General features: G+C 33.5%; 26 protein-coding genes and 1 other RNA gene. 20 read left to right on the plus strand and 7 right to left on the minus strand.

Going from position 1 to position 25,697, the window contains the following annotated elements:
* Nucleotides 1-146 precede the first annotated feature (146 nt).
* Complete coding sequence (locus BM296_RS18490; RefSeq protein ID WP_027067738.1) at nt 147-1,400, minus strand: BamG family beta-barrel-assembly machinery protein; 1,254 nt, start codon at nt 1,398-1,400, stop codon at nt 147-149.
* Nucleotides 1,390-2,730: a DUF4270 family protein gene (locus BM296_RS18495; protein WP_081819474.1), complete on the minus strand. Its 1,341-nt coding sequence runs from the start codon at nt 2,728-2,730 to the stop codon at nt 1,390-1,392. The genes BM296_RS18490 and BM296_RS18495 overlap by 11 nt, the downstream gene beginning before the upstream one ends.
* A gap of 239 nt (nt 2,731-2,969) precedes the next feature.
* Here BM296_RS18495 and BM296_RS18500 point away from each other — a divergent pair, with 239 nt between their 5' ends.
* The 11 genes from BM296_RS18500 to ppk1 all read left to right on the plus strand — a co-directional run bounded on the left by BM296_RS18500 (nt 2,970) and on the right by ppk1 (nt 12,295).
* Nucleotides 2,970-3,962, plus strand: coding sequence for a Kelch repeat-containing protein (locus tag BM296_RS18500; RefSeq protein ID WP_091905530.1), 993 nt, complete (start codon nt 2,970-2,972; stop codon nt 3,960-3,962).
* A 74-nt stretch (nt 3,963-4,036) separates the two neighbouring features.
* A complete protein-coding gene (locus tag BM296_RS18505) occupies nt 4,037-4,378 on the plus strand; it encodes a DUF4907 domain-containing protein (protein ID WP_051638368.1) in 342 nt (113 codons plus the stop codon).
* Nucleotides 4,379-4,385: 7 nt separating this feature from the next.
* Nucleotides 4,386-5,420, plus strand: a complete 1,035-nt coding sequence (locus BM296_RS18510; RefSeq protein ID WP_027067735.1) for a sensor histidine kinase — start codon at nt 4,386-4,388, stop codon at nt 5,418-5,420.
* Nucleotides 5,417-6,145: a LytR/AlgR family response regulator transcription factor gene (locus tag BM296_RS18515; protein ID WP_091905533.1), complete on the plus strand. Its 729-nt coding sequence runs from the start codon at nt 5,417-5,419 to the stop codon at nt 6,143-6,145. The genes BM296_RS18510 and BM296_RS18515 overlap by 4 nt, the downstream gene beginning before the upstream one ends.
* A gap of 111 nt (nt 6,146-6,256) precedes the next feature.
* Nucleotides 6,257-6,796, plus strand: a complete 540-nt coding sequence (pyrR, locus tag BM296_RS18520) for a bifunctional pyr operon transcriptional regulator/uracil phosphoribosyltransferase PyrR (RefSeq protein WP_091905535.1) — start codon at nt 6,257-6,259, stop codon at nt 6,794-6,796.
* A gap of 4 nt (nt 6,797-6,800) precedes the next feature.
* Entirely contained in the window at nt 6,801-7,727 is a 927-nt protein-coding gene (locus BM296_RS18525) for an aspartate carbamoyltransferase catalytic subunit (RefSeq protein ID WP_027067732.1), read from the plus strand.
* A gap of 1 nt (nt 7,728) precedes the next feature.
* The gene (locus BM296_RS18530) at nt 7,729-8,061 is read left to right on the plus strand and encodes a ribonuclease Z (RefSeq protein ID WP_091905538.1); all 333 of its coding nucleotides are present in this window, start codon (nt 7,729-7,731) and stop codon (nt 8,059-8,061) included.
* Between the two features lie 35 nt (nt 8,062-8,096).
* Nucleotides 8,097-9,002 (plus strand): ribonuclease Z, encoded by a 906-nt coding sequence (locus BM296_RS18535; protein WP_091905541.1) that lies wholly within the window; start codon nt 8,097-8,099, stop codon nt 9,000-9,002.
* A 78-nt stretch (nt 9,003-9,080) separates the two neighbouring features.
* Nucleotides 9,081-9,728 carry a pyridoxamine 5'-phosphate oxidase gene (pdxH, locus tag BM296_RS18540; RefSeq protein WP_091905606.1) on the plus strand — a complete coding sequence of 216 codons (648 nt, stop codon included), beginning with the start codon at nt 9,081-9,083 and terminating at the stop codon, nt 9,726-9,728.
* A 9-nt stretch (nt 9,729-9,737) separates the two neighbouring features.
* Entirely contained in the window at nt 9,738-10,226 is a 489-nt protein-coding gene (locus BM296_RS18545; protein WP_091905544.1) for a SixA phosphatase family protein, read from the plus strand.
* The gene (gene ppk1, locus BM296_RS18550; RefSeq protein ID WP_027067727.1) at nt 10,223-12,295 is read left to right on the plus strand and encodes a polyphosphate kinase 1; all 2,073 of its coding nucleotides are present in this window, start codon (nt 10,223-10,225) and stop codon (nt 12,293-12,295) included. Before BM296_RS18545 ends, ppk1 begins: the two co-directional genes overlap by 4 nt.
* Nucleotide 12,296: 1 nt before the next feature.
* On the opposite strand, the gene miaE is transcribed toward ppk1, so the two are convergent.
* On the minus strand, nt 12,297-12,878 hold the full coding sequence (gene miaE, locus BM296_RS18555; RefSeq protein WP_027067726.1) for a MiaE family protein: 582 nt from the start codon (nt 12,876-12,878) through the stop codon (nt 12,297-12,299).
* A gap of 120 nt (nt 12,879-12,998) precedes the next feature.
* Between miaE and BM296_RS18560 the strand changes: the two genes are divergently transcribed.
* Genes BM296_RS18560 through BM296_RS18590 form a run of 7 tightly spaced genes read left to right on the plus strand, consistent with a single transcriptional unit; the run spans nt 12,999 to nt 19,761 of the window.
* On the plus strand, nt 12,999-13,847 hold the full coding sequence (locus BM296_RS18560) for an EboA domain-containing protein (protein ID WP_091905547.1): 849 nt from the start codon (nt 12,999-13,001) through the stop codon (nt 13,845-13,847).
* 4 nt (nt 13,848-13,851) lie between these two features.
* On the plus strand, nt 13,852-14,760 hold the full coding sequence (locus BM296_RS18565; RefSeq protein ID WP_027067724.1) for a TatD family hydrolase: 909 nt from the start codon (nt 13,852-13,854) through the stop codon (nt 14,758-14,760).
* Between the two features lies 1 nt (nt 14,761).
* Nucleotides 14,762-15,661 (plus strand): UbiA-like protein EboC, encoded by a 900-nt coding sequence (gene eboC, locus BM296_RS18570; RefSeq protein WP_091905550.1) that lies wholly within the window; start codon nt 14,762-14,764, stop codon nt 15,659-15,661.
* Nucleotides 15,662-15,667: 6 nt separating this feature from the next.
* Complete coding sequence (locus BM296_RS18575; RefSeq protein ID WP_091905552.1) at nt 15,668-16,828, plus strand: 3-dehydroquinate synthase; 1,161 nt, start codon at nt 15,668-15,670, stop codon at nt 16,826-16,828.
* Nucleotides 16,829-16,832: 4 nt separating this feature from the next.
* The gene (gene eboE, locus BM296_RS18580; RefSeq protein WP_091905555.1) at nt 16,833-18,026 is read left to right on the plus strand and encodes a metabolite traffic protein EboE; all 1,194 of its coding nucleotides are present in this window, start codon (nt 16,833-16,835) and stop codon (nt 18,024-18,026) included.
* A 1-nt stretch (nt 18,027) separates the two neighbouring features.
* Entirely contained in the window at nt 18,028-19,401 is a 1,374-nt protein-coding gene (locus tag BM296_RS18585) for an alkaline phosphatase family protein (RefSeq protein ID WP_091905558.1), read from the plus strand.
* Between the two features lie 6 nt (nt 19,402-19,407).
* Nucleotides 19,408-19,761, plus strand: coding sequence for a transmembrane 220 family protein (locus BM296_RS18590; RefSeq protein WP_027067719.1), 354 nt, complete (start codon nt 19,408-19,410; stop codon nt 19,759-19,761).
* On the opposite strand, the gene BM296_RS18595 is transcribed toward BM296_RS18590, so the two are convergent.
* On the minus strand, nt 19,750-21,612 hold the full coding sequence (locus BM296_RS18595; RefSeq protein ID WP_091905561.1) for a DNA polymerase III subunit gamma/tau: 1,863 nt from the start codon (nt 21,610-21,612) through the stop codon (nt 19,750-19,752). The genes BM296_RS18590 and BM296_RS18595 overlap by 12 nt on opposite strands.
* 109 nt (nt 21,613-21,721) lie before the next feature.
* Between BM296_RS18595 and rnpB the strand changes: the two genes are divergently transcribed.
* An RNA gene (gene rnpB / locus BM296_RS18600) (RNase P RNA component class A) lies at nt 21,722-22,029 on the plus strand.
* An 85-nt stretch (nt 22,030-22,114) separates the two neighbouring features.
* Here the strand turns inward: rnpB and BM296_RS18605 are convergent.
* From BM296_RS18605 to BM296_RS18615, 3 genes are read right to left on the minus strand one after another with little or no spacing between them, the layout of a single operon-like run.
* Complete coding sequence (locus BM296_RS18605) at nt 22,115-22,651, minus strand: RsmD family RNA methyltransferase (RefSeq protein WP_091905564.1); 537 nt, start codon at nt 22,649-22,651, stop codon at nt 22,115-22,117.
* Nucleotides 22,651-23,487 carry a DUF3822 family protein gene (locus BM296_RS18610; RefSeq protein ID WP_036147178.1) on the minus strand — a complete coding sequence of 279 codons (837 nt, stop codon included), beginning with the start codon at nt 23,485-23,487 and terminating at the stop codon, nt 22,651-22,653. Before BM296_RS18610 ends, BM296_RS18605 begins: the two co-directional genes overlap by 1 nt.
* Nucleotides 23,465-24,115, minus strand: coding sequence for a hypothetical protein (locus BM296_RS18615; protein ID WP_027067715.1), 651 nt, complete (start codon nt 24,113-24,115; stop codon nt 23,465-23,467). The genes BM296_RS18610 and BM296_RS18615 overlap by 23 nt, the downstream gene beginning before the upstream one ends.
* Before the next feature lie 101 nt (nt 24,116-24,216).
* Between BM296_RS18615 and BM296_RS18620 the strand changes: the two genes are divergently transcribed.
* Nucleotides 24,217-25,650 carry an ATP-dependent DNA helicase gene (locus tag BM296_RS18620; protein ID WP_091905567.1) on the plus strand — a complete coding sequence of 478 codons (1,434 nt, stop codon included), beginning with the start codon at nt 24,217-24,219 and terminating at the stop codon, nt 25,648-25,650.
* Nucleotides 25,651-25,697: the final 47 nt, after the last annotated feature.

Raw genomic sequence — 25,697 nt, forward strand, 5'->3', positions numbered from 1 at the left:
AGGATTAAAAGTAAAAGCCCGGATATATATCCGGGCTTTTTTAGTTTTCATTTAATCGGTTCCTATTAGGGTTCTAAGAAAATGAATTACTAGTGGAGAATTTAAAATGAATAGGACTTTGTATAATTTCTATTCGCTGTCTTTTACTAATTGATTTTTCTCTTCACAAACCATAAATCTTCTAAGCTTAGGTTTAATGTAATAAGGTGGTAGTTTTCTTTGACTAGAACGTTTTGTAATAATCCTTTAGAGCCATAACTATATGATAGGTTAATCATTGAATGCGTGCCTCTGCTTGTAGGTATACCAACACCTGCAGTAAAATTGTAACCTTCTACTTTACTATCGCCAATGGCTAAATATCCATTATCATAATTGTAGCCCAATCTGTAGCTTATTCTTTGACCATACTTATAACTAGAAGGGTCTTGAAGGTATTCTAATCCAAATGCATAAATATCTTGGTCTTGATAGTTGCCAATATTTTCAGATTGATCGGTGTCTGTCCAGAAGTTTTTCTTGTAATCTGCACTAAAAGTTATCTCTTCTATAGGTTTTATACTCATCCCAAACCCAAGTTCTAAGGGTAGTTTAAAATCTGAAACATAATCAGAACTTTCATCTTCAACTGAAATATCTATTCCAGAAAGGGATTTATTTACAGATCTTTTAAGGTTACCATTTAAACTTGTTGGTAATTGTGCAGTACCACCAATAGTAATTCTGTCATTGATGTCATATTGAAATCCAAAGCCTAGTCTCGCCCCACTATAGTTGGTTTTTTCTATAGATTCAAATGTGGTGGAACTGTAAATAAAAGATTCGGTTTCTTCAATATTTCCAAATAAAAACGAAGCACTTAAGCCAAGTCTTAGTTTAGGTGTAAGTGAGTAACCAACATTAAGTTTAATTTCGTTTAGACCGCCCAATCCTGTAATGTTACTTTCAAAACTTTCTGTTGAACCTTCTATATTACTGCTAACTCCCAGAATAGAGTATCCAACGTCACTATAGGGTGTCATCGTAATACCTGCGCCTAAATTTTCCATTACTCTAAATCCGAATGCAAGATTTGAGAAATTGACATTCGATTTTCCTTCGGAGGCAGATGAATTACTGTAATTATTATATTCACCTGTTACCCCAATATCATATAAAAATGAATTCTGTGGAACCAATGCGTAGTTAGCAGGATTTAAGTTATTAAGTTCATAGGGCGATTTTATCCCAATACCGCTGTAGCCCAAACTATTGAATTTGCCAATGCTGGTTTGGTTAATAACCCCTAAACCATATAATGAATATGGAGAACTCGTTAATGCCTCGGACTGGGCAAAAATATATTGAGAGCCTATTACTAATAAGGTGATTGTACTAAATATAATTTGATTAATCTTCATCGTATATACCGTATGTTAATTCTAAAATTGTTTCGTTTTCGCCATTTCCATTTCCACTCATAATAAATCGATCAACAGAAGAATTATAATCTATAGGAAGTAATATTAATGCATCATCTATATCTCTGTCTTTTAATTGTAATTCTTCCAAATAATAAGCCAGCGATATTTCATAATAGATGTCATTGAATTCTTGATTGTCTCTGTTAAGAATGGCGTAAGATGTAGAGGTTAAGGTTTCCGTCAAATTATTGTTCTGGTCAACAACGTATACGGCAAGCGTGTCTCTAAGCTTTAAATGGTCGTCATAAGACTGTGCAACAGGTTTTATTTTAAGAACGCCATCCAGTATTGTTCCATTACCAGGTATGTCATAAAGGCTGTTAATATGTGGAAACTGTACACGCATGGCTATACCTATACCAGATTCTATAAAGCTTTGGTTGTTAGAGTCGGCACTTTCTAAATTTACTTTGCTATTGGTAAGCGTTTGCAGAGGGGCAATAGGATCATCTGCCGTAATTTTATTAAAAAATGGAATAGGGGATGTTGTTGCATTTATTTGAATGTCCATATATTCTTGCACAGATTCATCTGCTGTATCTGTACTAAAATATAAACGTAGATAAGTGTTTTCGGAAGATTTAGAAAAGCCAATAATAGAACCATTATCGGTGTCATCTGGTACAATACCAATTCCTTTAAAGTAATCTCTATACTCATCAGAATTTACAATGTTTTTTTCTTGTAGTCTAGAGAATACATCTGTACCAAAATCATCAACAAGGGTAATAGTAATTGAATCTCCAGCCAATGGTCTTGGGTAGTATTCTAAAAAACCTAAATCATCTTCATCATAGCCAATGTTACTAGTATTGTAGAAGTAATCATCGCTTTCAGGCTTTAAGTTTTCGTTTATTTTTTTAATGTGTATTGTGTTCTTCTGTAGTGTGTCATTGTAATAATACTTATCATACCCTAATACCATAACAATACTATCAAATTCGGCTTCACTGTCAATAGTGTAGGTTTCTGGTAAAAACTGCATGTAGCTAGATGCTGTTATGGATCCAAAAACGGAGTCTGTGTATTTACCGGTAAGTATTCTAGTAGATTCAGAAGTGGTAATACTATCAAACTTCATGGTAGAAGTACTGACCGTCAATGTATCAACCAGTATAAGACGAATATTACTGTCTGTAAACGTTTCACCAGCTACAAATTCTGAATCATTATATATTTCACTGCTACAAGATATTACAGCAATAGAGAGGAAACCGCCAAACATTATGATGTAGAGCGCACGTACTTTGTTTAGGAACACCTTCATTTAGAATTTAATTTTTATCAAAACTAAATACCAAGTACGGTTGTAAAAACCTGAATAGACGAATCCCCAATGTTAAGGGATGAACTCAGTTATTTAAACTATTAATGAAATGTTTGTGTTGGTAGATGAAAAACTGGGTTTGGTATGTTAAAAACCAACCTTAATCTATTGTGTTTTTTGGACACTAAGGTCTCTAGTAGATTTGAACCAGAAAAGAAAGAACCTTTAAACAAAAAATAATGAATAAAAGAAAATCGTATGTGTACAAGATTACTGGAATGGCATTAATGGCCATGGTAATTACAAGTTGTTCAAGTGATGATGACGATGACGATTTAGGCAACTGGGTAGATAAGTCTGTTTTTGATGGCAGTGCTAGAAGTAGTGTTTCTGGATTTACTATTGACAATGTTGGTTACATGGGAGTAGGTTATGACGGGGATGATTATTTAGCTTCATTTTGGGCTTATGATATAGAGGGAGACTACTGGTCACAGAAAGCGGATTTTCCTGGTGTTGCCAGAAACGCAGCGGTAGGTTTTGAAGTAGATGGTACTGGTTATATAGGTTCTGGTTATGACGGTGTTGATGAATTAACTGATTTCTATAGTTATAATACGGCAACCAACACATGGACCGAGATTGCTTCTTTACCAACAGCAAGAAGAAGTGCGGTTGGTTTTGGTGCAAATGGTTTTGGCTTTGTGGGAACTGGTTATGATGGTGAGAATGATAGAAAAGATTTCTGGAAATATAACCCTGCAAATGATACATGGGTAGAATTAGTAGGTTTTGGGGGAAACAAACGAAGATCGGCAACCACATTTACAATAGATGGTTTGGTGTATTTGGGTACCGGTGTTTCTAACGGAGTTTACTTAGATGATTTTTGGGTATTTGACCCTACAACAGAAAGCTGGACAAAGAAGTTAGACTTGGATGAGGAAGATGAGTATGCTGTAGAAAGAAGCAACGCTGTAGGATTTACGGTAAACGGATACGGTTATATAGCCTGTGGTGAATTAGGCGGTGCAACTAACACTGTATGGGAATACGACCCTTCTTCAGATGAATGGGATCAAAAAACTTCGTTTGAAGGGGCTACAAGACAAGATGCGATTGCTTTTTCTAATGGTAGTCGTGTGTTTATAGGTATGGGTAGAACAGGTACTTTATACTTAGATGATTTAGATGAATTCTTTCCTCTTGATGAATACGAAGAGGAAGATTAATTTTTCATAGTGAGTGCAATTGTTAATTTTTTGGGTCAATCTGTGTGGATTGGCCCATTTTTAAACATTTATTTATGATTTCTACTGCAAAATATTGGGTTGTTATTGTGTTATTTTTGGCACTAGGCTTTGGGTACTCAATTTATAATCAGCCATTAACTAATAATGATCACACATTTCATAGTCAGATTGTAGATTTAAATGATGGTTATGGTTATCAGATTATGAAAGGAGAGAAAATAGTGATTTTACAAAAGTTTATCCCTGGTTTTCCTGGTAAACAGAAGTTTGTTACCAAAAAGGAAGCTCTTAAAACGGCAGGTCTAGTAATCTCAAAATTGGAAGATGGAAAGTCGCCAGTTTTATTGCCGTCAGATTTAGCAGAATTGAATATTTCTACTGCAGTAAGTCACTAATTTCTATATGAAATCAATTATTAAAAATAGAGTTCAAATAGTAGTTCATATAAGTATATGGATTTTGTTATACGGGCTAACTTTTTATCCTATTTTAAATAATGAAAGACCAATTCCTTCAGATGTTTTTCCAAAGTTACTTGTTATCCTTGTTCTTTTTTATTTCAATTATTTCTATTTAGTGCCCGTATATTTATTGCGAAAGAGTGTTTTTATATACTTAATGGTTTCGTTGGGTTTATTGATAATATCAGTAGTAGCGTTAAATCATTTCTATGAGCCAAAATTTCCAGAAAATTTTTTTTTAGGTAGAAAACCTCCGAGAGATTTTGGGTATATACCAATTTATAGGTCATTTGTAAGTCTTGGTATACCTTATGTCATTAGTGCTATTTTAAAAATGTATGTAGAGTGGAAAAGAAATGAGAATTTACGATTATCGGTTGAGAAGGAAAATATTAAATCTGAATTACAATTTTTAAAAGCACAACTAAATCCTCATTTTTTATTTAATACTCTTAATACCATTTATGCACTTTCGGTAAAAAAATCACCCGATACTTCAGAAGCTATAGTTGATTTGTCTGAGTTAATGAGGTATATGATTTACGAGGCAGACAAAGATTTGGTGCCTCTAAATAAAGAGATAGACTATATTAAAAGTTACATTCAGTTACAGCGTTTACGTTTATCTGATAGTGAGAATGTTTGCTTAAAAATAACAGGTGAAGATAGGGGTAGGGCAGTTCCACCACTATTGTTTATTTCCTTTATAGAAAATGCATTTAAATATGGTACCGACTATAAAGGGAAAACCTATGTGAAAATTACCCTGACCATTACGGATACTTCTGTTTTTTTGAACGTAAAAAATAAAATTGGAATTTTTAGAGAACCTACAAAAAATTCTGGAATTGGTTTGGAGAATATTAGAAACCAGTTAGAGTTAATCTACCCTGGGTTGCATAATCTTGAAGTTGATAACGATGGAAAAGATTACGAAGTATCATTAACTATTTATCAAAAACAATCTAGCTTATGAAATGTATTATTATAGATGATGAGCCATTAGCGATCGAAATACTATCGGGATACTGCGAAAAGTTAGATTTTATAGAATTGGTAAACACATATACCAATCCGTTAGATGCTATTGCAGAAATAAAAGAGAAGAAAATCGATTTAATATTCTGTGATATAGAGATGCCTCAAATAAATGGAATAGATTTTATGGGCACTTTAGATAACAAACCTTTGTTCATATTTACAACGGCATATTCTCAATACGCTGTAGATGGGTTTGAGTTAAACGCTGTAGATTATTTAGTAAAACCAATACCGTACCATCGTTTTATAAAATCGGTGTCTAGAGTACAAGATTTAATTTCTAAAAAACAAACACCTATTATGGAAGCAAACGTATTCTCATCGACCGGCGATAATTCAGTAGAAAAAAAGTTCATTTTTGTTAAGGCTGAATACGAAAGTATTAAAATAGATCTTGACCAGATTGAATATGTACAGGGGTTAAAAGATTATTTGAAAATTCATATAGCCAATACCAATAAAACCATTTTAACGTTAATGAGCTTTAAGGAGATTATGAGCAAATTACCTGCAAACCAATTTCTTAGAGTGCATAAGTCTTACGTTGTTAATGTAAATTATATTAAGACCGTTCAACGTAATAGAATTGTCATTAATGATATGCGCATACCTATAGGTGAAAGTCATAAAGAGGCATTTTTCTCCATTTTAGGATTGTAGTAGCGCATTTAAAAACTTGAATTATATTTTTCAGGTTTACTTCCTAATTTTACCTGTCATAGTTTAGATAGAATTATCTATTTTTGTTAAGCTAAAGCACGGGTGCCTATTATGAGCGAAAAAGTTTTACTCTCTTCCAAAGAAATAAATATCATCCTGCATCGTTTGGCTTGTCAGCTTCTTGAAACCCATTTGAATTTTGATAATACGGTTTTAATAGGTATACAGCCAAGAGGTAAATTTCTTGCTCAGCGCTTAACCAAAATTCTTAAAGAAGAATATAAGGTAAAGCATATAGATGTTGGTTTCTTGGATATTACTTTTTATAGAGACGATTTTAGAAGAGGTGATAAAACCTTAGAGGCTACAAAAACAAAAATTGATTTTTTAGTAGAAGATAAGAATGTGGTCTTAATTGATGATGTTCTATATACCGGTAGAAGTATAAATGCTGCATTAACAGCCTTACAATCTTTTGGTAGGCCTAAAGATGTAGAGTTATTATGCTTAATAGACCGCAGATTTAGTAGACATTTACCAATACAACCAAATTATAGAGGGCGACAGGTAGATGCTATAAATGATGAAAAGGTAAAGGTGATGTGGAAAGAAAATGATGGAGAAGATATTATATATTTAGTAAATAGATAAGAAAATGAGCGAACTGAGTGTGAAACACTTATTGGGAATTAAGTATCTAAAGGAAACCGATATTCAGCTTATTTTTGAAACTGCCGATCATTTTAAAGAAGTGATCAATCGTTCGATTAAAAAAGTTCCTTCGCTACGAGATATTACAATTGCCAATATATTTTTTGAAAACAGTACAAGAACTAAATTATCGTTTGAGCTAGCTGAAAAACGACTCTCTGCAGATGTACTTAATTTTTCCGCCAGTCAATCTTCTGTAAAGAAAGGTGAAACATTGATAGATACTGTAAATAACATTTTGTCTATGAAAGTAGATATGGTTGTTATGCGGCATCCAAATCCTGGAGCAGGTATATTTCTATCTAAACATGTAAACGCGTCTATTGTAAATGCAGGTGATGGAGCTCATGAGCATCCAACACAGGCGTTATTAGATTCATATTCCATTCGAGAGAAACTAGGAGATGTTGCTGGGAAAAACGTGGTAATTGTGGGAGATATTCTTCACTCAAGAGTAGCGCTGTCAAATATTTTCGCCTTAAAATTACAAGGAGCAAATGTTAAAGTATGCGGTCCTAAAACATTGTTACCTAAATATATAGATTCTTTAGGAGTAGGCGTAGAGACTGATCTTAGAAAAGCCTTAGAATGGTGCGATGTGGCTAATATGTTACGTATACAAAACGAAAGATTGGATATTAGTTATTTTCCAACTACCAGAGAATATACCCAGCAATTTGGAGTAAATAAAAAGCTATTGGATAGCTTGGATAAAGAAATTGTAATCATGCACCCAGGTCCTATAAACAGGGGCGTTGAAATTACGAGTGATGTTGCAGATTCAAAACAATCTATAATTTTGAATCAAGTTGAAAACGGTGTCGCGATACGTATGGCGGTTATTTATTTGTTAGCATCTAAAATTAAATGATATGATTTTTACTAAAGAAGGGTCGTTGATTATAGTTTCTCAAGAAGAAATTTCAATTGAACGTTTTTTGCAGAATTTGGAAAACGAATACGCTAAGTTGAAGAATGATAACTTGGTGGTAGATTTATTGGGTTTCTCTAAATTAACTCCGTACAATGTTATTTCATTTTTAGAAATATCTAGAAAACATAAAAAGAATGAACAGTCATTTGTTTTGGTGTCCGATAAGGTATCTTACGATGATGTGCCAGAAGAAATCAATTTAGTGCCTACACTTCAAGAAGCTAGGGATTTAATTGAAATGGAAGAAATAGAACGTGATTTAGGTCTGTAATTGTATAGACTTAAATAATTTAGAACTTAGATAATATGCGCCTTACCGTATTGGGTTGCTATGCTGCAACACCAAGAACACTTACGAATCCTACATCTCAAGTTCTTGAAATTAATAACCATATTGTATTGATTGATTGTGGAGAAGGTACGCAAGTAGAATTAAGACGGCATAAAATTAAGTTCTCTAGAATTAACCACATTTTTATTTCTCACCTTCATGGAGACCATTTTTTTGGTCTTCCAGGTTTTATTTCCACCATGCGGTTGTTGGGTAGAGAAAAGGAACTTCATGTTTATGGGCCTAAGGGAATAAAGGAGGCAATTACATTACTTCTAAAATTAGGAGATTCTTGGACTAATTATCCGTTACTATTTCATGAATTGTCCAGCAAAGAATCTGAGCTTGTTTTCGAAGACGAAAAGATATCTGTAACTACTATTCCATTAGATCATAGGGTGTATACAAACGGTTTTTTGTTTAGTGAAAAAATAGGTAAAAGAAAGTTGAATATTGATGCGGCAGAGGCGTACGGAATAGACAAAGCTTATTATCATAACATAAAGAATGGCAAGAACATAACTTTAGATAATGGTAAGGTAGTTGATAATAAGGAATTGACTTTTGATCCGCCAGCACCAAAATCATATGCCTTTTGTAGTGATACTATTTATGATGAAAGTTTAGCAGCTAAAATTAAGGATATTGATATTTTGTATCATGAGGCCACCTTTTTAGAGTCAGAGGCAGATTTAGCGACTAAAACAAAGCATGCCACAGCTAAACAAGCTGCAAAAGTAGCTAAAGATGCTAACGTAAAAACCTTAGTGTTAGGTCATTATTCTACGCGTTATAAATCTATAGAACTTTTTAAAGAAGAAGCGTCTACTGTTTTTCCAAATGTTCTGCTTGCCGATGACGGAAAGACTTTCGATTTTTAGATGTTTTAATCCATTTTTATACCATTTATTTTCCTTTCTTTTTAGAACTTTGTTTATCTTGTTTTTAACACGAAAATGATGCAGAAAGATTTAGGCGATTACAGAAAATCATACGAGAAAAGTGCGTTGATGGAAGACAGTATATCTGACAATCCTATTCAGCTATTCCAGACTTGGTTTTACGAGGTCGAAAAATCAGATGGAGTAGATGAACCTAACGCCATGACGGTTTCAACTGTAGGTTTAGATGGTTTTCCAAAAAGTAGAGTAGTTCTTCTTAAAAAGTATACCCATGAAGGTTTTATATTTTACACTAATTACAACAGTGAAAAAGGAAGGGCGTTAAGTGAAAACCCTAAAATTTGTCTCTCATTTTTTTGGCCGAGTTTAGAACGCCAAATTATAATAAAAGGTACTGCTGAAAAGTTAGCAAAAAATCTGTCTGATGGTTATTTTGAATCTAGACCAGACGGTAGTAAGTTAGGTGCATTAGTTTCTGAACAAAGTACGGTCATAGAATCAAGAGGCGTTTTAGAAGACAAACTTTCACAATTAGAAAAAGAGTATAGCGGAAAAGAAATTAAAAGACCAGAACATTGGGGTGGTTATTTGGTAAGACCGGTTTCAATGGAGTTTTGGCAGGGAAGACCAAATAGGTTGCATGACCGTATTCGTTATACATTAACCGAAGATTTTGACTGGAAAATGGATCGTTTGGCTCCTTAAATATACAATATGAAGAATCTATTTTTAATGCGCCATGGTAAATCTTCATGGGAACTTAATGTAAGTGATCAAGATAGGGCATTATTACAAAGAGGTATCATTGATGCCCAATTAGTGGGTAATGAGCTTAAAAGTAAAAATTTAAAAATAGATTGTGTTTTCACGAGTCCGGCAAATAGGGCTTTTCACACTTGTATGATATGTTTAAGAGCATTAAATTATCCTTTAGAAAATTGTAGTATAGTAGAAGATTTATATGATTTTTCTGGAGAAAAAGTGCTTGAACTTATTCAGGGTTTAGATAATAAATTAGAGAATGTACTTTTATTCGGTCACAATCATACCTTTACCTATTTAGCTAATTCATTAGGTGACAAGCATATAGATAATGTACCTACAAGTGGGTTGGTGCATATAAAATTTAACGAAGATTCTTGGGCTTCCATTTCAAAAGGCTCAACAATACAAACCATTTTTCCGAAGCAACTAAAAGCATGATAAAAAATAACAATCAATACGTAAATAGAGAAATAAGTTGGTTATGGTTTAATGAGCGTGTTTTACAAGAAAGCGCAGATAAGAACGTGCCTTTAATTGAAAGACTTCGTTTTTTAGGTATTTTCTCTAACAACCTAGATGAATTTTTTAAAGTGCGTTATGCAACTGTAAAGCGTATTGTAGAGGCTGGTAAAACAGGAAAGAGCGTTTTGGGTGGTGAGAAGGCTAAAGATCTTTTAGAGGAGATTACGAATATTGTAATTGAGCAGCAAACCAAGAGTTTAACCATACTTAGAAGAATAGAGCATGAACTTGAGGGTAAGAACATTTTTATCATCAAGGAAACAGAACTGAACGAAAACCAAAAGGAATTTGTGAAGGCATATTTCTTAAAAGAGGTTAGTCCACAGTTGATGACCATTATATTAAATGATCTTACTCGTTTTCCGACCTTAAAAGATACTGCTGCGTATTTAGCAGTTAAAATGGTAATTAAAAGTGAAGAAAGTGAAAAGGAGAAACGATATGCTTTAATTGAAATTCCTAAAGGAATAGACCGTTTTGTTGTATTACCAGACGAAGGTGATAAGAGCTTTATCATCATCTTAGATGACTTAATTAGATATTGCTTAGACAATATTTTTACCATGTTCGAATACGATTCGATATCTGCTCACATGATAAAGATTACTAGAGATGCAGAACTTGATATTGATAATGATCTAAGTAAGAGTTTTATTGAGAAAATATCTTCTAGTGTAGAGCATAGAAAAACGGGTGATCCGGTACGTTTTGTATATGATAAAAGTATCAGTAGAGATACATTGACTTTTCTAAAGGAAAAAATGAATATTGAAGATACGGATAGTGTAATACCAGGTGGTAGATATCATAACCGCAGAGATTATATGGGGTTTCCTAGTTTAGGGAGAAAAGACCTATTGTATGATAAAATAACAGCGTTACCAGTAAAAGGTTTAAGTGTAGAAGGAAGTATTTTAGAAAGCATTGCAAAAAAAGATTATCTGCAATACACTCCTTACCACACCTTTACCTATATTTTAAAATTTTTACGAGAAGCGGCACTTGATCCTAAGGTGCGTACAATTAAAATTACGGTTTATAGACTGGCAAGTAATTCTCAAATAGCGGCATCATTGATTAATGCAGTTAAAAATGGTAAGCAGGTTACGGTACAAATTGAGTTACAAGCTCGTTTTGATGAGCAAGCAAACATTGAATATGCCGAACAACTTCAAGCTGAAGGGGTAAAGTTGATTTTTGGTGTACCGGGTTTAAAAGTGCATAGTAAGATATGTTTAATTGAGCGTGAAGAAGGCGACTCATTAAAGCGATATGGTTTTGTAAGTACTGGTAATTTTAATGAATCTACAGCAAGAATTTATACGGATTATACCTTGTTTACAGCGTATGATCCAATTTTAAAGGAATTGAACAAAGTATTTGATTTCTTTGAAACAACGTACAAAATCAATAAATACAAGCATCTTATAGTTTCTCCGCATTACACTAAAAATGCTTTCATAAAATTAATAGATAATGAAATCGCTAATGCTAAGCAGGGAAAAGAAGCTTACATTAAAATAAAGATGAACAGTTTCACCTCTTATAAGATGGTAGATAAGTTGTATGAAGCTAGTAGGGCGGGGGTAAAGATCCAGTTGATCATAAGAGGTATATGTTGCTTAATACCAGGTGTTGAGGGCATGAGTGAAAACATAGAAGCGATTAGTGTTGTTGACAAATTTTTAGAACATACAAGGTTGTTTGCTTTTGCAAATGGAGGTGATCCAAAAATATACATATCATCTGCAGATTGGATGACAAGAAATCTAGATTATAGGGTAGAAGTAGGTTGTCCAATTTATGATGAGGATATTAAAAAGGAATTAATGGAAACTTATGATATCTGTTGGAGGGATAATACAAAGGCTCGTGTTTTTAATATGGCGCAAGACAATGCATACCGTAAAACATCGATACCTAAAATACGATCACAATTTGAGACCTATAACTATTACTTAAAAAGTTTAGAATCCAATGAATAGGTTAACCGTGAATAGATTCTTTTGTACCTAAATTTTTCATGATTTGGGCTTCATATTCCAAAAGACTGTTCCATTTCTTATTAACCTCTTCTAATTCCCCATATTTACGGGCAAATTTTAAGAACATCGTATAATGGCCGGCTTCACTTATCATTAATTTATGATAGAAGTCGGCTAATTTTTTGTCTTCCAATTCTTCAGAAAGTAATCTAAAACGTTCACAGCTGCGTGCCTCGATTAAACCGGCATATAATAATCTATGAACCAATTGTGTAGTTCTGCTACCACCTTTAGGAAAAAATTTAATTAATTCAATAACGTAATCATCCTTACGGTCTCTTCCTAATGTATTGCCGCGTTTTAAAATAAGGTCATGTACCATTTTAAAGTGCCCCATTTCCTCTCTTGATAAAGCTACCATTTCCTCAACAAGTTCAGTATATTCAGGAAAAGATACAATCAAAGAGATAGCTGTACTAGCAGCTTTTTGTTCACAATAAGCATGGTCTGTAAGTATTTCATCAATATTTTTCTCAACAATATTTACCCATCTTGGATCGGTTGGTAATTTTAAGCCTAGCATAGTTTACTTTTTTTCAAAATTAGAAAGATTTTGAAGACCTCACCAATTATAATTAAGAACCTGCACAACTTACTGATGAATAATAATTATTTTTGAAGTAAAGTCAATCTTTATTATAAAATGCACAATCGAGAAGATATCCAGAATATAGTAATCAAATACGGTAAGCCAGAAAGTATTGCTTGGTTGAAAGATAAAATTGAAAAGATGGCAGGGAATAAATCGTCAAAAGATTTATTTATGACCTATAGTCTTTTGAATGTCAAATTTAGTGCATCAAAGCCTATTTCGTTCGATGATTTAGATAATGATAGCTCACGCTATTTTAATGCACATAAAGCAAATATTCTACAGGTAGCACGTATATATCTATTGTCAGAAGTTCTAAGCGAAGACATAGAATTTTATACACCTAAGGTGGCTAATATTATTCAGGTAGCTGATACTGGTGAATTGGAAACATTTTTGAAATATTTGGTTTTATTACCTAACCCTGAAGCCTATAAGCAAACTGCAGTAGAGGCATTACGTACCAATATTGCAATAATTTTTGATGCAATTTCGTTGAATAATCCATATCCGGCAAAATACTTTAATGATCAACAGTGGAATCAAATGTATTTAAAGGCCGCATTTATGGAGCGCGATCTTTCGCAAATAGAGTCTGTTGATGAAAGGGCAAATGAAGATCTTACTAGAATTATATCAGATTATGCTCATGAAAGATGGGCGGCCTCTAGAAAAATAGATCCGATGTTTTGGCGACCTGTTTCAAAATTTTTGAATGAAGAACTTTTAAATGACATGAATACGCTTCTTGAAAGTGAAGATGTGATTGAGAATAAATCAGGTGCGTTATGTTGTTATTATTCAGAAAATGATAAAGCAATAGCACTTTTAAATAATAAGCCGGAGTTGAAACATAAAGTGGCAGACGGGCAAATTAATTGGAAAACGATTAAACAATAAAAGAATGGAAGATAAAATGATGATTATTGACCCGCATGTACACATGACGTCAAGAACCACGGATGATTATGAGGCAATGGCAGCTGCGGGGGTAGTAGCAATAATAGAACCTTCTTTTTGGTTAGGTCAGCCTAGAACCCAAGTTGGTTCTTTTCAAGATTACTTTAGTAGTCTAGTAGGTTGGGAACCTTTTAGAGCTAGTCAATTTGGTATAAAGCACTATTGTACAATAGGTTTAAATTCTAAAGAAGCCAATAATGAAGCATTGGCAGAGCAAGTAATTGAGCTGTTGCCTTTATACTTACATAAAGAAAATGTTGTAGCTATAGGGGAGATAGGATATGACGACCAAACGCCTGCAGAAGATAAGTTTTTTAGAATGCAGTTGGATATGGCCAAAGAATTGGATATGACCGTACAAGTTCATACTCCGCACCGAGATAAAAAAGCCGGTACTATCAAAAGCATGGAAGTTTGCTTAGAACATGGTTTAGACCCTGCAAATGTAATTATAGATCATAATAACGAAGAAACGGTTAAAGAAGTTTTAGATCGTGGATTTATAGCTGCATTTACAATTTACCCTAAAACTAAAATGGGAAATGAACGTATGGTTGAGGTTGTTAAAAAATATGGAAGCTCTAATATAATTGTAGATAGTTCAGCAGATTGGGGCGTTAGTGATCCTTTGGCTGTGCCAAAAACAGCTTCTTTGATGTTGAAAAGAGGTATTTCAATGGAAGATGTAAGAAAGACTTGTTATCAAAATGCCTTGGATGCTTTTAGTAAGAATGGAAAAATGAAAGAGGCACATTGGCTACAACCAGATAGCATTAATCAATCGCAATTATTTAATGATAATAGTGTTTTAAGAGGTCAGAAACCACGAATAGACGAAGACCAAATTACTTAGGATGAAGGAGAAATTAATGGGTTTTGCTCGTTTGGCAAGACCCGCAAATTTGCCAACTGCAGCGGCAGATATTTTGGCAGGTACTGCTATAGCTTTATATCTTAAAAATATTGAAGTACTTAAATTTCTTGAAGATCAGAGTGCTGATATTTTGTCATTGGTGTTCTCTTCTATAGCACTCTACGCAGGTGGTGTTGTATTCAATGATGTTTTTGATGCAGAGTTAGATGCTGTTGAAAGACCGGAAAGGGCAATACCTAGCGGACTTGTTCCTAAGAGGGAAGCGGTTTATTTTGGAATTATTTTAATGCTAATAGGTATAACATTGGCTTTTAAATGTAGTTTGTTGTCGGGGCTAATATCAATTGCTTTGACAATAGCGATATTAACTTACGATGCATACTTTAAACAATTTTCATTTTCAGGTCCTTTAAATATGGGAATCTGTCGTGGATTGAATTTGCTAATGGGTATGTCTATTTTAGGAACGCTCTCTCATTGGTACATTTCAATTGTTCCGGTAGTATATATTTTTGCTATTACTTTAATAAGCAGAGGAGAAGTTCATGGAAACAATAAAAAACACATTGTTTGGGCAGGTATTTTGTATGCAATAGTTATACTGTCTATTGCGTTAGTTGTAATGCAACAGAAAGACAATCTAATAGTGTTATTACCGTTTCTAATATTGTTCGGATTTTTAATTTTCAAGCCATTAGTAAAGGCTTTTAAAGAAAATTCACCAAGCAATATCAAAAAAGCGGTTATGTCTGGTGTTTTGTCACTTGTTGTCATGAACGCATGCTGGGTAGCTGGTTTTTCAGATTGGTACTTAGCATTGGCAGTTTTGTTGCTTTTACCATTATCAATGCTTTTGTCTAAATTATTTGCAGTAACATAAATTCATATGCAATTACAACCTATAAAACAGTCTTTTAAAGTACAATATGATTATCAATTGTATTTTACTTCTGGATTATTTTCTTTGGAGAATCCTTTATTTGAAAAATTAATAGCGGATTACAAAGATTTTGAACCCGTAAAATTACTTTTCGTTATAGATGATGGAGTAAAAAATCATCACCCAGCTTTAATAAATCAAATTTCGGCATATTGTGAAAAACATCAACAGACTATAAAGTATACAAGTGCTTTGGTGTTACCTGGTGGAGAGCAAGTTAAGAATAGTGATGAAGCTGTTGAATCCGTTTTAAAGGGAGTAAATGATAACAAAATCTGTCGTCATTCATTTGTTGTAGTAATTGGAGGTGGTGCAGTGATTGATATGGTTGGTTATGCTGCTGCAATTGCACATAGAGGCGTTAAATTGATTAGAATACCTACTACAGTGCTATCTCAGAATGATTCTGCGGTTGGGGTAAAGAATAGCGTAAATGCTTTTAAAAAGAAAAATTTCTTAGGAACATTTGCACCGCCATACGCGATTATAAATGATAGCAATTTTTTAAAAACTTTAGAGCAACGTGATTGGATTTCAGGTATTTCTGAAGCAATAAAGGTTGCGTTGATAAAAGATAAATCGTTCTTTGAATATATTTCTGACAATGCTACAAAGCTAAAGCATAGGGAAATGGAACCAATGCAATATGTAATTTATAAATGTGCAGAAATGCATATGCAGCATATTGCCCAAGGTGGTGACCCATTTGAATCTGGTTCATCTAGACCTTTAGATTTTGGACATTGGGCTGCCCACAAAATGGAATTCATGACTAATTATGAATTACGACATGGTGAAGCGGTAGCAAAAGGAATAGCCCTAGATGTAACTTATGCCCAATTAACAGGTTTAATTTCAGAGGCAGATTTACAACATATTTTAGATGTAATGATTTCTATAGGTTTTGATCTCACACTCCCTGTTGAAAGTTCTAACGAGATTCAATCCTTGTTAGATGGTATAGAGGAGTTTAGAGAGCATTTAGGTGGTCAATTGACAATTACCTTAATTTCTGATTTAGGTGTGAAGCACGATGTCCATACTATTGATATGGAGCTGATGGCCCAAGCTATTTTAAAATTGAATCATCAATTCGCATTAAATTAAAACAATGCAAATAAAGGAGAATCTTCACTTAACTTATTGTACCAATATTCATCCTGGTCAAGATTGGAAAAGTACTTTTGATAGTATAAAAAAACATGTACCCGCTATAAAGCATAAGGTTTCAAAAGATCAACCATTTGGTCTAGGGCTACGTTTATCCAATAAGGCTAGTGAAGAACTAGAAATTGGGGATAACTTGTTCAATTTCAAAAAGTGGCTATCAGAAAATAATGTATACGTTTTTACCATGAACGGATTTCCTTATGGTAATTTTCATGATGAACGTGTAAAAGATATGGTACACGCTCCTGATTGGACAACAGATAAACGTCTGACTTATACAAAACGATTGTTTCGCCAATTATCAGAATTATTGCCTGATGGATTGAATGGTGGAATTTCAACCTCACCAATTACTTATAAATATTGGCATGAGACGGAAAGCGATACTCAAAATGCATTTGAGATTGGTGCTAAAAATATGCTAGAAGTTGCTAAGCAATTACTTGAATTAGAGAAAAGTACCGGAAAATATTTACATCTAGATATAGAACCTGAGCCAGATGGTTTGCTAGAAAATAGTGATGAAGTAGTATCTTTTTATACAAACTATTTACTGCCTTTAGGGGTTGAGTATTTTAAGAAAGAACTGGGTTTAGGGCAAGAAGAAGCTGAAGCGGTAATTAAAAAGTATCTGACCGTTTGTTATGACATTTGCCATTTTTCTTTAGCATATGAAGAGCCGGAAGATACGTTTGCCAAGTTTAAAAAAGAAAATATAAGAGTTGGTAAAATTCAAGTAAGCGCAGCTCTTAAAATTATATTTAATAGGAAGGACAATGAGCGTATTTGGAAAGAATTATCTCAATTTAATGAGCCTACCTATTTACACCAAGTCACTGAGAAAATAGATGGTAAAGTAAAAACATACAGTGATTTGCCATTAGTTTTAGATGGAGAAAGAAATCATAAAGAACTTCGAGCGCATTATCATGTTCCCATTTTCTTGGAAATATATGGAGAGTTGTTTTCAACACAAGATCATATTTTAAAGACGATAGATTTCATTAAATCTAATTCGGTATCTGAACATTTAGAAATCGAAACTTATACATGGGATGTTTTGCCTACAGATTTGAAACAAGATTTAACAGTATCCATAATAAGAGAAATAGAGTGGTTTAAATCACACATGTAGCATGAAAAAAACGGTAGTCATAAATGTAGTTGGGTTAACGAAACGGTTGATAGGTGAGCATACTCCGTTTATAGAATCGTTTTTAGAAAAAGGTGAAGCTCTTTATATTGAGCCTGTATTGCCAGGGGTTACCTGCACAGTGCAATCTACATATGTTACAGGTAAATGGCCGGCAGAACATGGTATTGTGGGTAATGGCTGGTATTTTAAAGATGAATGTGAAGTTAAGTTTTGGCGACAGTCCAATAAATTGGTACAGCAACCTAAACTTTGGGATGATCTAAAGGAAAAGTATCCTGATTTTACCTGTGCCAATCATTTTTGGTGGTACAATATGTATTCTAATGTAGATTTTAGCATTACCCCAAGACCAAATTATTTGGCAGACGGAAGAAAAATCCCTGATGTTTATTCATATCCTCCACAATTACGAGATGATATGCAAAAAGCCTTGGGTACGTTTCCTTTGTTCGAATTTTGGGGACCTAAAACAACTATCAATTCCTCTAAATGGATAGCCGATGCCGCTTTGTTGACAGACAAAAAGCATAATCCAGATTTGACATTGATTTACCTTCCTCACTTAGATTATAATTTGCAGCGATATGGTCTTGATTTTGAAATCATTTCACAAGACCTTCAAGAAATAGATACTGTTGTTGAGCAATTAGTAAAGCATTATGAAGCATTGAATGCTAGGGTAATTTTGCTTTCGGAATACGGAATTACAAATGTAAACAGACCTGTTCATCTTAATAGAGTATTAAGAAGGGAAGGTATGATTGTCGTGCGTGAAGAAAGAGGCTTAGAGCTCTTGGATGCTGGTGAGAGTGATGCTTTTGCAGTTGCAGACCATCAAATAGCGCATGTATATTGCAAAGATTCAAAAGACATTGCACGTGTAGCGCAAATTATAAAATCAGTTGAAGGTGTTGAAAAAGTTCTTTATGGTGATGATTTAAAAACCCATCATATAAATCATGAACGCTGTGGAGATATTGTGGTAATTGCAGATAAAGATTCTTGGTTTACATACTACTTTTGGTTAGATGATTCAAAAGCTCCCGACTATGCACGAATGGTAGACATTCATAAAAAGCCTGGTTATGATCCTGTTGAAATGATGACAGATCCAAAAGATAAATTGGTGATGGCGAAAGTGGTGGGTAAACTTCTTAAAAAGAAAATGGGCTTTAGAACTGTGATGGATATAATTCCTATTGATGCAACTTTAATAAAAGGTTCTCATGGGAGATTAACTGAAGATATTGAGGATTTCCCCATTTTCATTAGTAATCATGTAATGGGTGATAATCATCAGAAAATTACGGCAATACAAGTGCGTGATCTTATTGAAGATCACTTATTAAACTAATTTCAAATGAATAAATTATTTAAGGTTTTAGGTTATCTTTTTGCGGTTTTATTTACAATTAGTGCTGTATTACAATACAATGATCCCGATTCTCTACATTGGATAATTATATACGGAATTGCTGCATTAGTATCTCTTTTATTCGCTTTGAATAAAATAGGATTTTTAGTACCGTTAGTTTTAGGAGTGTTAGCTTTTATAAATTTTGTGTATTTATATCCGTCAGATTTTCAAGGTTTTGATTTAAACGATGGAGATATAGAAACTGTAGAGTTAGGTAGAGAGGCATTTGGATCCTTAATAATTTCCATAACACTTTTAGTGTTTGCCTTTAGAATAAAAAGAAAACTAAAGGTATAAGTCGAATTCTGTTCTTAATAAATCAATAACTGGATTCTTCTTCCTTAATTTTTCATACTTTTCTTCGGGAGTAAATGCAAATTTTGTTACTGTAGTTTCATTTACCGTAATTTCTAAATGAACAAAGTGATTATTCAACTTAGTTCGTAGATACTCCATCAATTCAAACTGCTCACGCTCAATTTCTTTCTTCATAGTTCCGTTAGGAAGCTCTAAGTGAATAGCGAAATTCTCTTTTAATTTAGGAATATCTGAATGTAGGTTAGAAGCTAGAATTTTTTGCCCTTTCTTATCTATGATTTCTATAAAATCTGCCCAGTGCTTACGCAATTCTTCTTCTGTAAATGGGTCTTTAGGTAAGTTGTTCTCATCTATTACAACTTCAATTTTATTGAGCTCATGTTGTTTTTTTGCATTAAGACTAGATATGGACAAACCAGAAACCCTTTTTGTAGGGCGATTAATAGTCAGCTTTTTTGCAATTTCCTTTACTTCTGGGCTAGAAGTATTTTGATTGGCTACTTGCTCTGGTTCTTTAGTCTTTAAAGAAACTTGCTCTTGCTCAGTTTTTGCAGCTATTTTCACATCGGTTGGCGCTTCTGGTTGTTTAGGACTACCATTTTCTTGTGTAGCTTTAGCTTGAATTTTTTGATTACTTACTTCTTTAGAAACAATAGTATTATTTTCAGAAACTTTTGCAGGTGCTTTAGGTAGTTGCTTGAAAAAAGCAGAAGGAGCAATAAAATCAATAGTCTTATTATGTAATGCTACAGATTCAGGATTTTTTTTTTCTCCATCAAAATTGATAGAGGCAAGCTTCATAAGAGTTAGTTCAACTAGTAAGCGTTGGTTCTTACTTGTTTTATATTTTAGATCACAGTCATTTGCGATATCTAAACCTTGCAATAAAAATGAAGGAGATGTTCTTTTACTTTGGTCTCTATATAATTGCTGTGCTGCTTCACCAACTTCAAGTAATGTAATAGTGTCTGGATGTTGGCATACCATCAAATCTCTAAAATGCGAAGCTAGGCCAGATATAAAGTGGTGACCATCAAAACCAAGTGATAATGTCTTATTGAAAAGTAATAGAAGATTTGGAATGTTATGTTCCAAAATTAAATCTGTTGCTTCAAAATAAGTGTCGTAGTCTAATACATTTAAGTTTTCTGTTACTGCTTTACGTGTAAGTTCAGCGCCTGAAAAACTAACGACCCTATCAAATATAGATAAGGCATCACGCATAGCACCATCAGCCTTTTGGGCAATGATATGAAGAGCATCGTCCTCGGCATTTATACCTTGGTTTTCAGCAATATATTTTAAATACTCAGCAGCATCTTTAACCGTAATTCTTTTAAAATCAAATATTTGACATCTAGAAAGAATGGTAGGTATAATCTTATGTTTCTCTGTAGTTGCTAAAATGAAAATAGCATGCTTTGGCGGTTCTTCTAAGGTTTTTAGAAAAGCATTAAAAGCAGATTGAGATAGCATATGTACCTCATCGATAATATAAACCTTGTATTTACCAACTTGTGGTGGTATACGTACTTGATCTATAAGATTTCGAATGTCGTCTACAGAGTTGTTAGATGCGGCATCTAATTCAAAAATGTTGAAAGCAAAATCTTCATTTTCTTGCTCCGTGCCATCAGAATTTATCTGTTTGGCCAAAATACGTGCACAAGTAGTTTTACCAACACCTCTAGGTCCACAAAATAATAGTGCTTGGGCTAGGTGATTTTGGTCTATTGCATTTTGTAACGTATTGGTAATAGATTGTTGACCTACAACATCTTTAAATGTTTGAGGTCTATACTTTCTGGCCGATACGATAAATGGTTCCAAAATTCTATCTCTGATTAAACTTATACAAATATAAATATAGCAGTGAATACTAACGAGAATTAAGAATAGAGATCATCCATAGTTATCAACAATTGCAGTACATTTGCGCAAAGCAGGCCGCCTTATCGCTGCCAAGTAATTGGGAGAGGAAAGTCCGGACACCATAGTGCAGTATAGCGGGTAACGCCCGTCCACTGAAAAGTGAGGACAAGTGCAACAGAAAGCAAGTACAGTTCGGCTGTAGTGAAACCAGGTAAACTCTATACGGTGAAACGTCATGTAAATCGGTGTTTAAGGGCTGCACGCTCAAGCCGAAGGGTAGGCGGTTAGAGCATTGGGGTAACCCATTGCCTAGATAAATGATAAGGAATTCTAATTTTTTAGTCTACAGAATCCGGCTTATGGCCTGCTTTTTTAAAAAACTTAAGTATTGAGTTTGAAACTTTACTGAAGCTTTGAAATTTAGTTGCTTGTTTTGTGAGCAGAAGTGTAATGGAAAGTTTTATTTTTCAAAAAAACTAAAAACACTACCACCATATTTCCTAGAGTTTTTGTAGTGTGGAAATTCGGCTAAGCTGGTACGGTTAGAGTGTTCAATGATTAAAACCCCGTCTTCTAATAATAAATCATTCTCAAAAACTAATTGAGGTAGTTTCTCAAAATCGGTCAAATCCATATCATAAAATGGATCAGCAAAAATAATGTCGAATTTTTCGTTATTTCGCTTTAAAAATGAAAAAACGTCACTTTTTAGAGTACGAATATTCATGTCTAAAAGCGTTACAGTCTTATCAATAAAATCTACGCATCCTGAGTGTGCATCTATTGCAAGAACATCGTCAACTCCTCTAGATGAGAATTCATAGCTTATGTTTCCTGTACCTGCAAATAAGTCAAGTATTTTTAAATCAGGAAAATAATAGTTATTGCTCAAAATATTGAACAAACTTTCTTTGGCCATATCTTTAGTAGGCCTTACAGGTAAATTTTTTGGTGCGGTTAAATTACGTCCTTTATGTTTTCCTGAAATGATGCGCATTATATCGTATTAATAAGTGTGAAATCTAAAGAGGATGCTGTTGGTTCTCCAAGCTTTATCAACTGTGGTGTTGATGGAGCAAAGATGCTGATATTTTGAATGTAATTATAACATAATTGATAAATGTCATCATCCTCTTCTATAGCACCAAATAACTTAACTGTAACTGTTTTAGGGTCTAATTCTAATTGTTCTATTACAAATAAAAGATAATATGCAAAGTCTTCTTTAGTATGGTATTTAAAACTATTGTAGAGTAGCAGCTTGCGCTGGTTTAAAACGGTAATATCTAGTTGGTTTTTATTTACATGGGCAAAACATGTGGTTTCTAAGCTTTGCGATTGATTATTCATTAATGACTGTAATAAAACGGTGCCATTATGCATGAAATTAAACTCGCCAAATAAATCGTATATGTAATTATTGATATTTACATAAGGTACATAGACATTTACTAAATCATGATTTTCTACCTCGTCAAAAGCTAAAACATCGGTGGCTAAAACTTTCGTATTAAATTTAAGGTATTCGTTTAAATTGTCTGATTGGAATAAGGATTTAGGTACAAGTCCAAAAAGGGTATTTCTGTGAACAACTACAACTTCATCAAATTGCATTTCTTCAATATCATGTTGTTGAAATAGATTTTCCAATTCATTCTTAATCTCCATAGGATTTTTCTCATCTGAAAAATCAACCCTATCAGAAATCAAGATTTTTTGTGAGACAGTATCTGCCACACAAAAAGAAAGTCCATTCAAGCTAACCTGAATGGACAATTTCTTAAAATTTTTATCCGCTATATTTAAGCTACTATTTTTTTTCTTTTTTGTCATAAATAGCAGGCCAGTTACCAGTTGTGCTAACATCGTCTAAAGAACCTACTTTAATAGATGGTCCATTAACTTCTTCTACACTTAATGCAGCTTTTTCACGAGATAAAAGATCTTTGGGTTGATCGTAAAGAACTACCTCTTTATCAACTTTTACTTCAAAAACAGGAGCTTTATATCCACTCTTCTCAACAAATCCAGCTTTCATCTCAAATTTTTCGCCATTTGCAGCTGTAGGTACTTCCATTAAGCTTTTATATCTACCATCACTTTTAAAAAGTGAATCTTTTACTGAAACAAAACCTAACGTGTCGATAATTTTCATTTCTTTCAACATATCAATTCCATATGCTTTATCGAATTCCATGAAAGACGAATCTCTCTGTTGTGTAATTACATATTTACCAGTATCAATAAAACGAATAAGACTGTTAAAGTCATTTGCATATTTACCGTTTACTGTTTTGTAAGCTTCTTGAGAATTCTTAATATCTTTTAATTTGGCAATAACTTGAGAAAAACGTTCCTCTTTTACCTCTTTAAATTTGATTGGTCCAGTTATGGAGTTGTAAATAAAGTATCCTAAAGCGATACATCCAATCCAAAGTACAATTTGTATAATGGTCTTCATTTCGTATGTGTTATTTTTATTTAGTGGTCTTCACAAATCTACAATTTTTTTTTAATGGTAAAAGTTTTTAGCCTAAAAATCATCTTTATCTTTGAGGGCTCATGAAACCAACAACTCCCGCATCATTCTATAGTATACTAGAAAGTAAATTTCCACATACACCAACTGCCACACAATCAGTGGCTTTGCAAAAGTTAGCGGAATTTACATTGTCAACAGTTAAAGATGAAGTTTTTTTATTAAAAGGTTATGCCGGTACTGGTAAAACGACCTTAATAGGGACTTTAGTTAACAGTTTATGGAAGGTTCAGAAGAAAGCAGTACTTATGGCACCTACTGGTAGGGCGGCAAAAGTGATGTCTAATTATTCAAAAACGCAGGCTTTTACAATTCATAGAAAAATTTATTTTCCTAAAAAACAAAGTGGTGGTGGAGTGCAATTTGTTTTAGCGCCAAATAAGCACAGAGACACATTATTTATTGTTGATGAGGCCTCAATGATACCAGATACTGCTGCAGATTCAAAATTATTTGAAAACGGTTCTTTATTAGATGATTTAATGATGTTTGTGTATTCAGGTCATAAATGTAAATTACTTTTAATTGGGGATACTGCTCAATTACCACCAGTACATTTAGTGTTGAGTCCGGCGTTGGATGGGGATAAGCTGTCATTAAACTACAATAAGGAAGTTGTTCGTTTAGAGTTGAATGAAGTTGTTCGGCAAGCGGGCGATTCGGGGATATTGGCTAATGCAACTTTGTTAAGAGAACAATTACAAAGTAATTTCTTTGAAGATTTTAAATTTGATGTAAACCCTTTTACGGATATTGTACGTTTAATAGATGGCAATGAAATTCAAGAGGCAATAGATAGTTCTTATTCAGAAAATGGTAAAGAAGAAACTGCATTTATAGTCCGATCTAATAAACGTGCAAATCTTTACAATCAGAATATAAGAGAGCGAATTTTATTTTTAGAGAATGATATTGCTGTAGGCGATTTTATGATGGTGGTTAAGAATAACTACTATTGGTTAAAACCAAGCACGGAAGCCGGTTTTATTGCAAACGGTGATATTATAGAGGTTTTAGAAATATATGATATTAAGGAAATTTACACCTTCAAATTTGCTGAGGTTAAGGTAAAAATGGTTGATTATCCAAATATGCCTCCGTTTGAAACAGTTTTGTTATTAGACACCATAGCAGCGGAATCTCCCTCTTTATCATATGAAGATGGTAATAGACTTTACCAAGAAGTAATGAAAGATTTTGCCCATGAGAGCTCTAAGTACAAGAAGTTTCTAGGTGTAAAGAACAATAAATATTTTAACGGGTTACAAGTTAAATTTTCTTACGCCATAACATGTCATAAGTCTCAGGGTGGACAATGGGATACCGTTTTTATAGAGCAACCTTACTTACCTAACGGTATAGATAAAGAATATTTAAGATGGCTATATACCGCAGTTACAAGAGCAAAAAATAAATTGTACCTTATTGGGTTTAAGGATGATTTTTTTCTTGATTAAGAAAAGATTATTTTAGTGATTATTGATATAATAAAATATACTTTTTA

Source organism: Maribacter stanieri, assembly GCF_900112245.1.
Lineage (GTDB): Bacteria > Bacteroidota > Bacteroidia > Flavobacteriales > Flavobacteriaceae > Maribacter > Maribacter stanieri.

What these genes read in the sequence shown, in the direction of transcription:
- BM296_RS18590 (WP_027067719.1), top strand. Translation starts at nt 19,408, where the DNA reads ATGAATAAATTATTTAAGGTTTTAGGTTATCTTTTTGCGGTTTTATTT.
- BM296_RS18510 (WP_027067735.1), top strand. Translation starts at nt 4,386, where the DNA reads ATGAAATCAATTATTAAAAATAGAGTTCAAATAGTAGTTCATATAAGT.
- BM296_RS18575 (WP_091905552.1), top strand. Translation starts at nt 15,668, where the DNA reads ATGCAATTACAACCTATAAAACAGTCTTTTAAAGTACAATATGATTAT.
- eboE (WP_091905555.1), top strand. Translation starts at nt 16,833, where the DNA reads ATGCAAATAAAGGAGAATCTTCACTTAACTTATTGTACCAATATTCAT.
- BM296_RS18530 (WP_091905538.1), top strand. Translation starts at nt 7,729, where the DNA reads ATGATTTTTACTAAAGAAGGGTCGTTGATTATAGTTTCTCAAGAAGAA.
- BM296_RS18505 (WP_051638368.1), top strand. Translation starts at nt 4,037, where the DNA reads ATGATTTCTACTGCAAAATATTGGGTTGTTATTGTGTTATTTTTGGCA.
- BM296_RS18495 (WP_081819474.1), bottom strand. Translation starts at nt 2,730, where the DNA reads ATGAAGGTGTTCCTAAACAAAGTACGTGCGCTCTACATCATAATGTTT.
- BM296_RS18605 (WP_091905564.1), bottom strand. Translation starts at nt 22,651, where the DNA reads ATGCGCATCATTTCAGGAAAACATAAAGGACGTAATTTAACCGCACCA.
- BM296_RS18620 (WP_091905567.1), top strand. Translation starts at nt 24,217, where the DNA reads ATGAAACCAACAACTCCCGCATCATTCTATAGTATACTAGAAAGTAAA.
- BM296_RS18610 (WP_036147178.1), bottom strand. Translation starts at nt 23,487, where the DNA reads ATGACAAAAAAGAAAAAAAATAGTAGCTTAAATATAGCGGATAAAAAT.
- pyrR (WP_091905535.1), top strand. Translation starts at nt 6,257, where the DNA reads ATGAGCGAAAAAGTTTTACTCTCTTCCAAAGAAATAAATATCATCCTG.
- BM296_RS18515 (WP_091905533.1), top strand. Translation starts at nt 5,417, where the DNA reads ATGAAATGTATTATTATAGATGATGAGCCATTAGCGATCGAAATACTA.
- ppk1 (WP_027067727.1), top strand. Translation starts at nt 10,223, where the DNA reads ATGATAAAAAATAACAATCAATACGTAAATAGAGAAATAAGTTGGTTA.
- BM296_RS18585 (WP_091905558.1), top strand. Translation starts at nt 18,028, where the DNA reads ATGAAAAAAACGGTAGTCATAAATGTAGTTGGGTTAACGAAACGGTTG.
- BM296_RS18560 (WP_091905547.1), top strand. Translation starts at nt 12,999, where the DNA reads ATGCACAATCGAGAAGATATCCAGAATATAGTAATCAAATACGGTAAG.
- BM296_RS18500 (WP_091905530.1), top strand. Translation starts at nt 2,970, where the DNA reads ATGAATAAAAGAAAATCGTATGTGTACAAGATTACTGGAATGGCATTA.
- BM296_RS18525 (WP_027067732.1), top strand. Translation starts at nt 6,801, where the DNA reads ATGAGCGAACTGAGTGTGAAACACTTATTGGGAATTAAGTATCTAAAG.
- pdxH (WP_091905606.1), top strand. Translation starts at nt 9,081, where the DNA reads ATGCAGAAAGATTTAGGCGATTACAGAAAATCATACGAGAAAAGTGCG.
- miaE (WP_027067726.1), bottom strand. Translation starts at nt 12,878, where the DNA reads ATGCTAGGCTTAAAATTACCAACCGATCCAAGATGGGTAAATATTGTT.
- BM296_RS18615 (WP_027067715.1), bottom strand. Translation starts at nt 24,115, where the DNA reads ATGAAGACCATTATACAAATTGTACTTTGGATTGGATGTATCGCTTTA.
- BM296_RS18535 (WP_091905541.1), top strand. Translation starts at nt 8,097, where the DNA reads ATGCGCCTTACCGTATTGGGTTGCTATGCTGCAACACCAAGAACACTT.
- BM296_RS18490 (WP_027067738.1), bottom strand. Translation starts at nt 1,400, where the DNA reads ATGAAGATTAATCAAATTATATTTAGTACAATCACCTTATTAGTAATA.
- BM296_RS18545 (WP_091905544.1), top strand. Translation starts at nt 9,738, where the DNA reads ATGAAGAATCTATTTTTAATGCGCCATGGTAAATCTTCATGGGAACTT.
- BM296_RS18565 (WP_027067724.1), top strand. Translation starts at nt 13,852, where the DNA reads ATGGAAGATAAAATGATGATTATTGACCCGCATGTACACATGACGTCA.
- eboC (WP_091905550.1), top strand. Translation starts at nt 14,762, where the DNA reads ATGAAGGAGAAATTAATGGGTTTTGCTCGTTTGGCAAGACCCGCAAAT.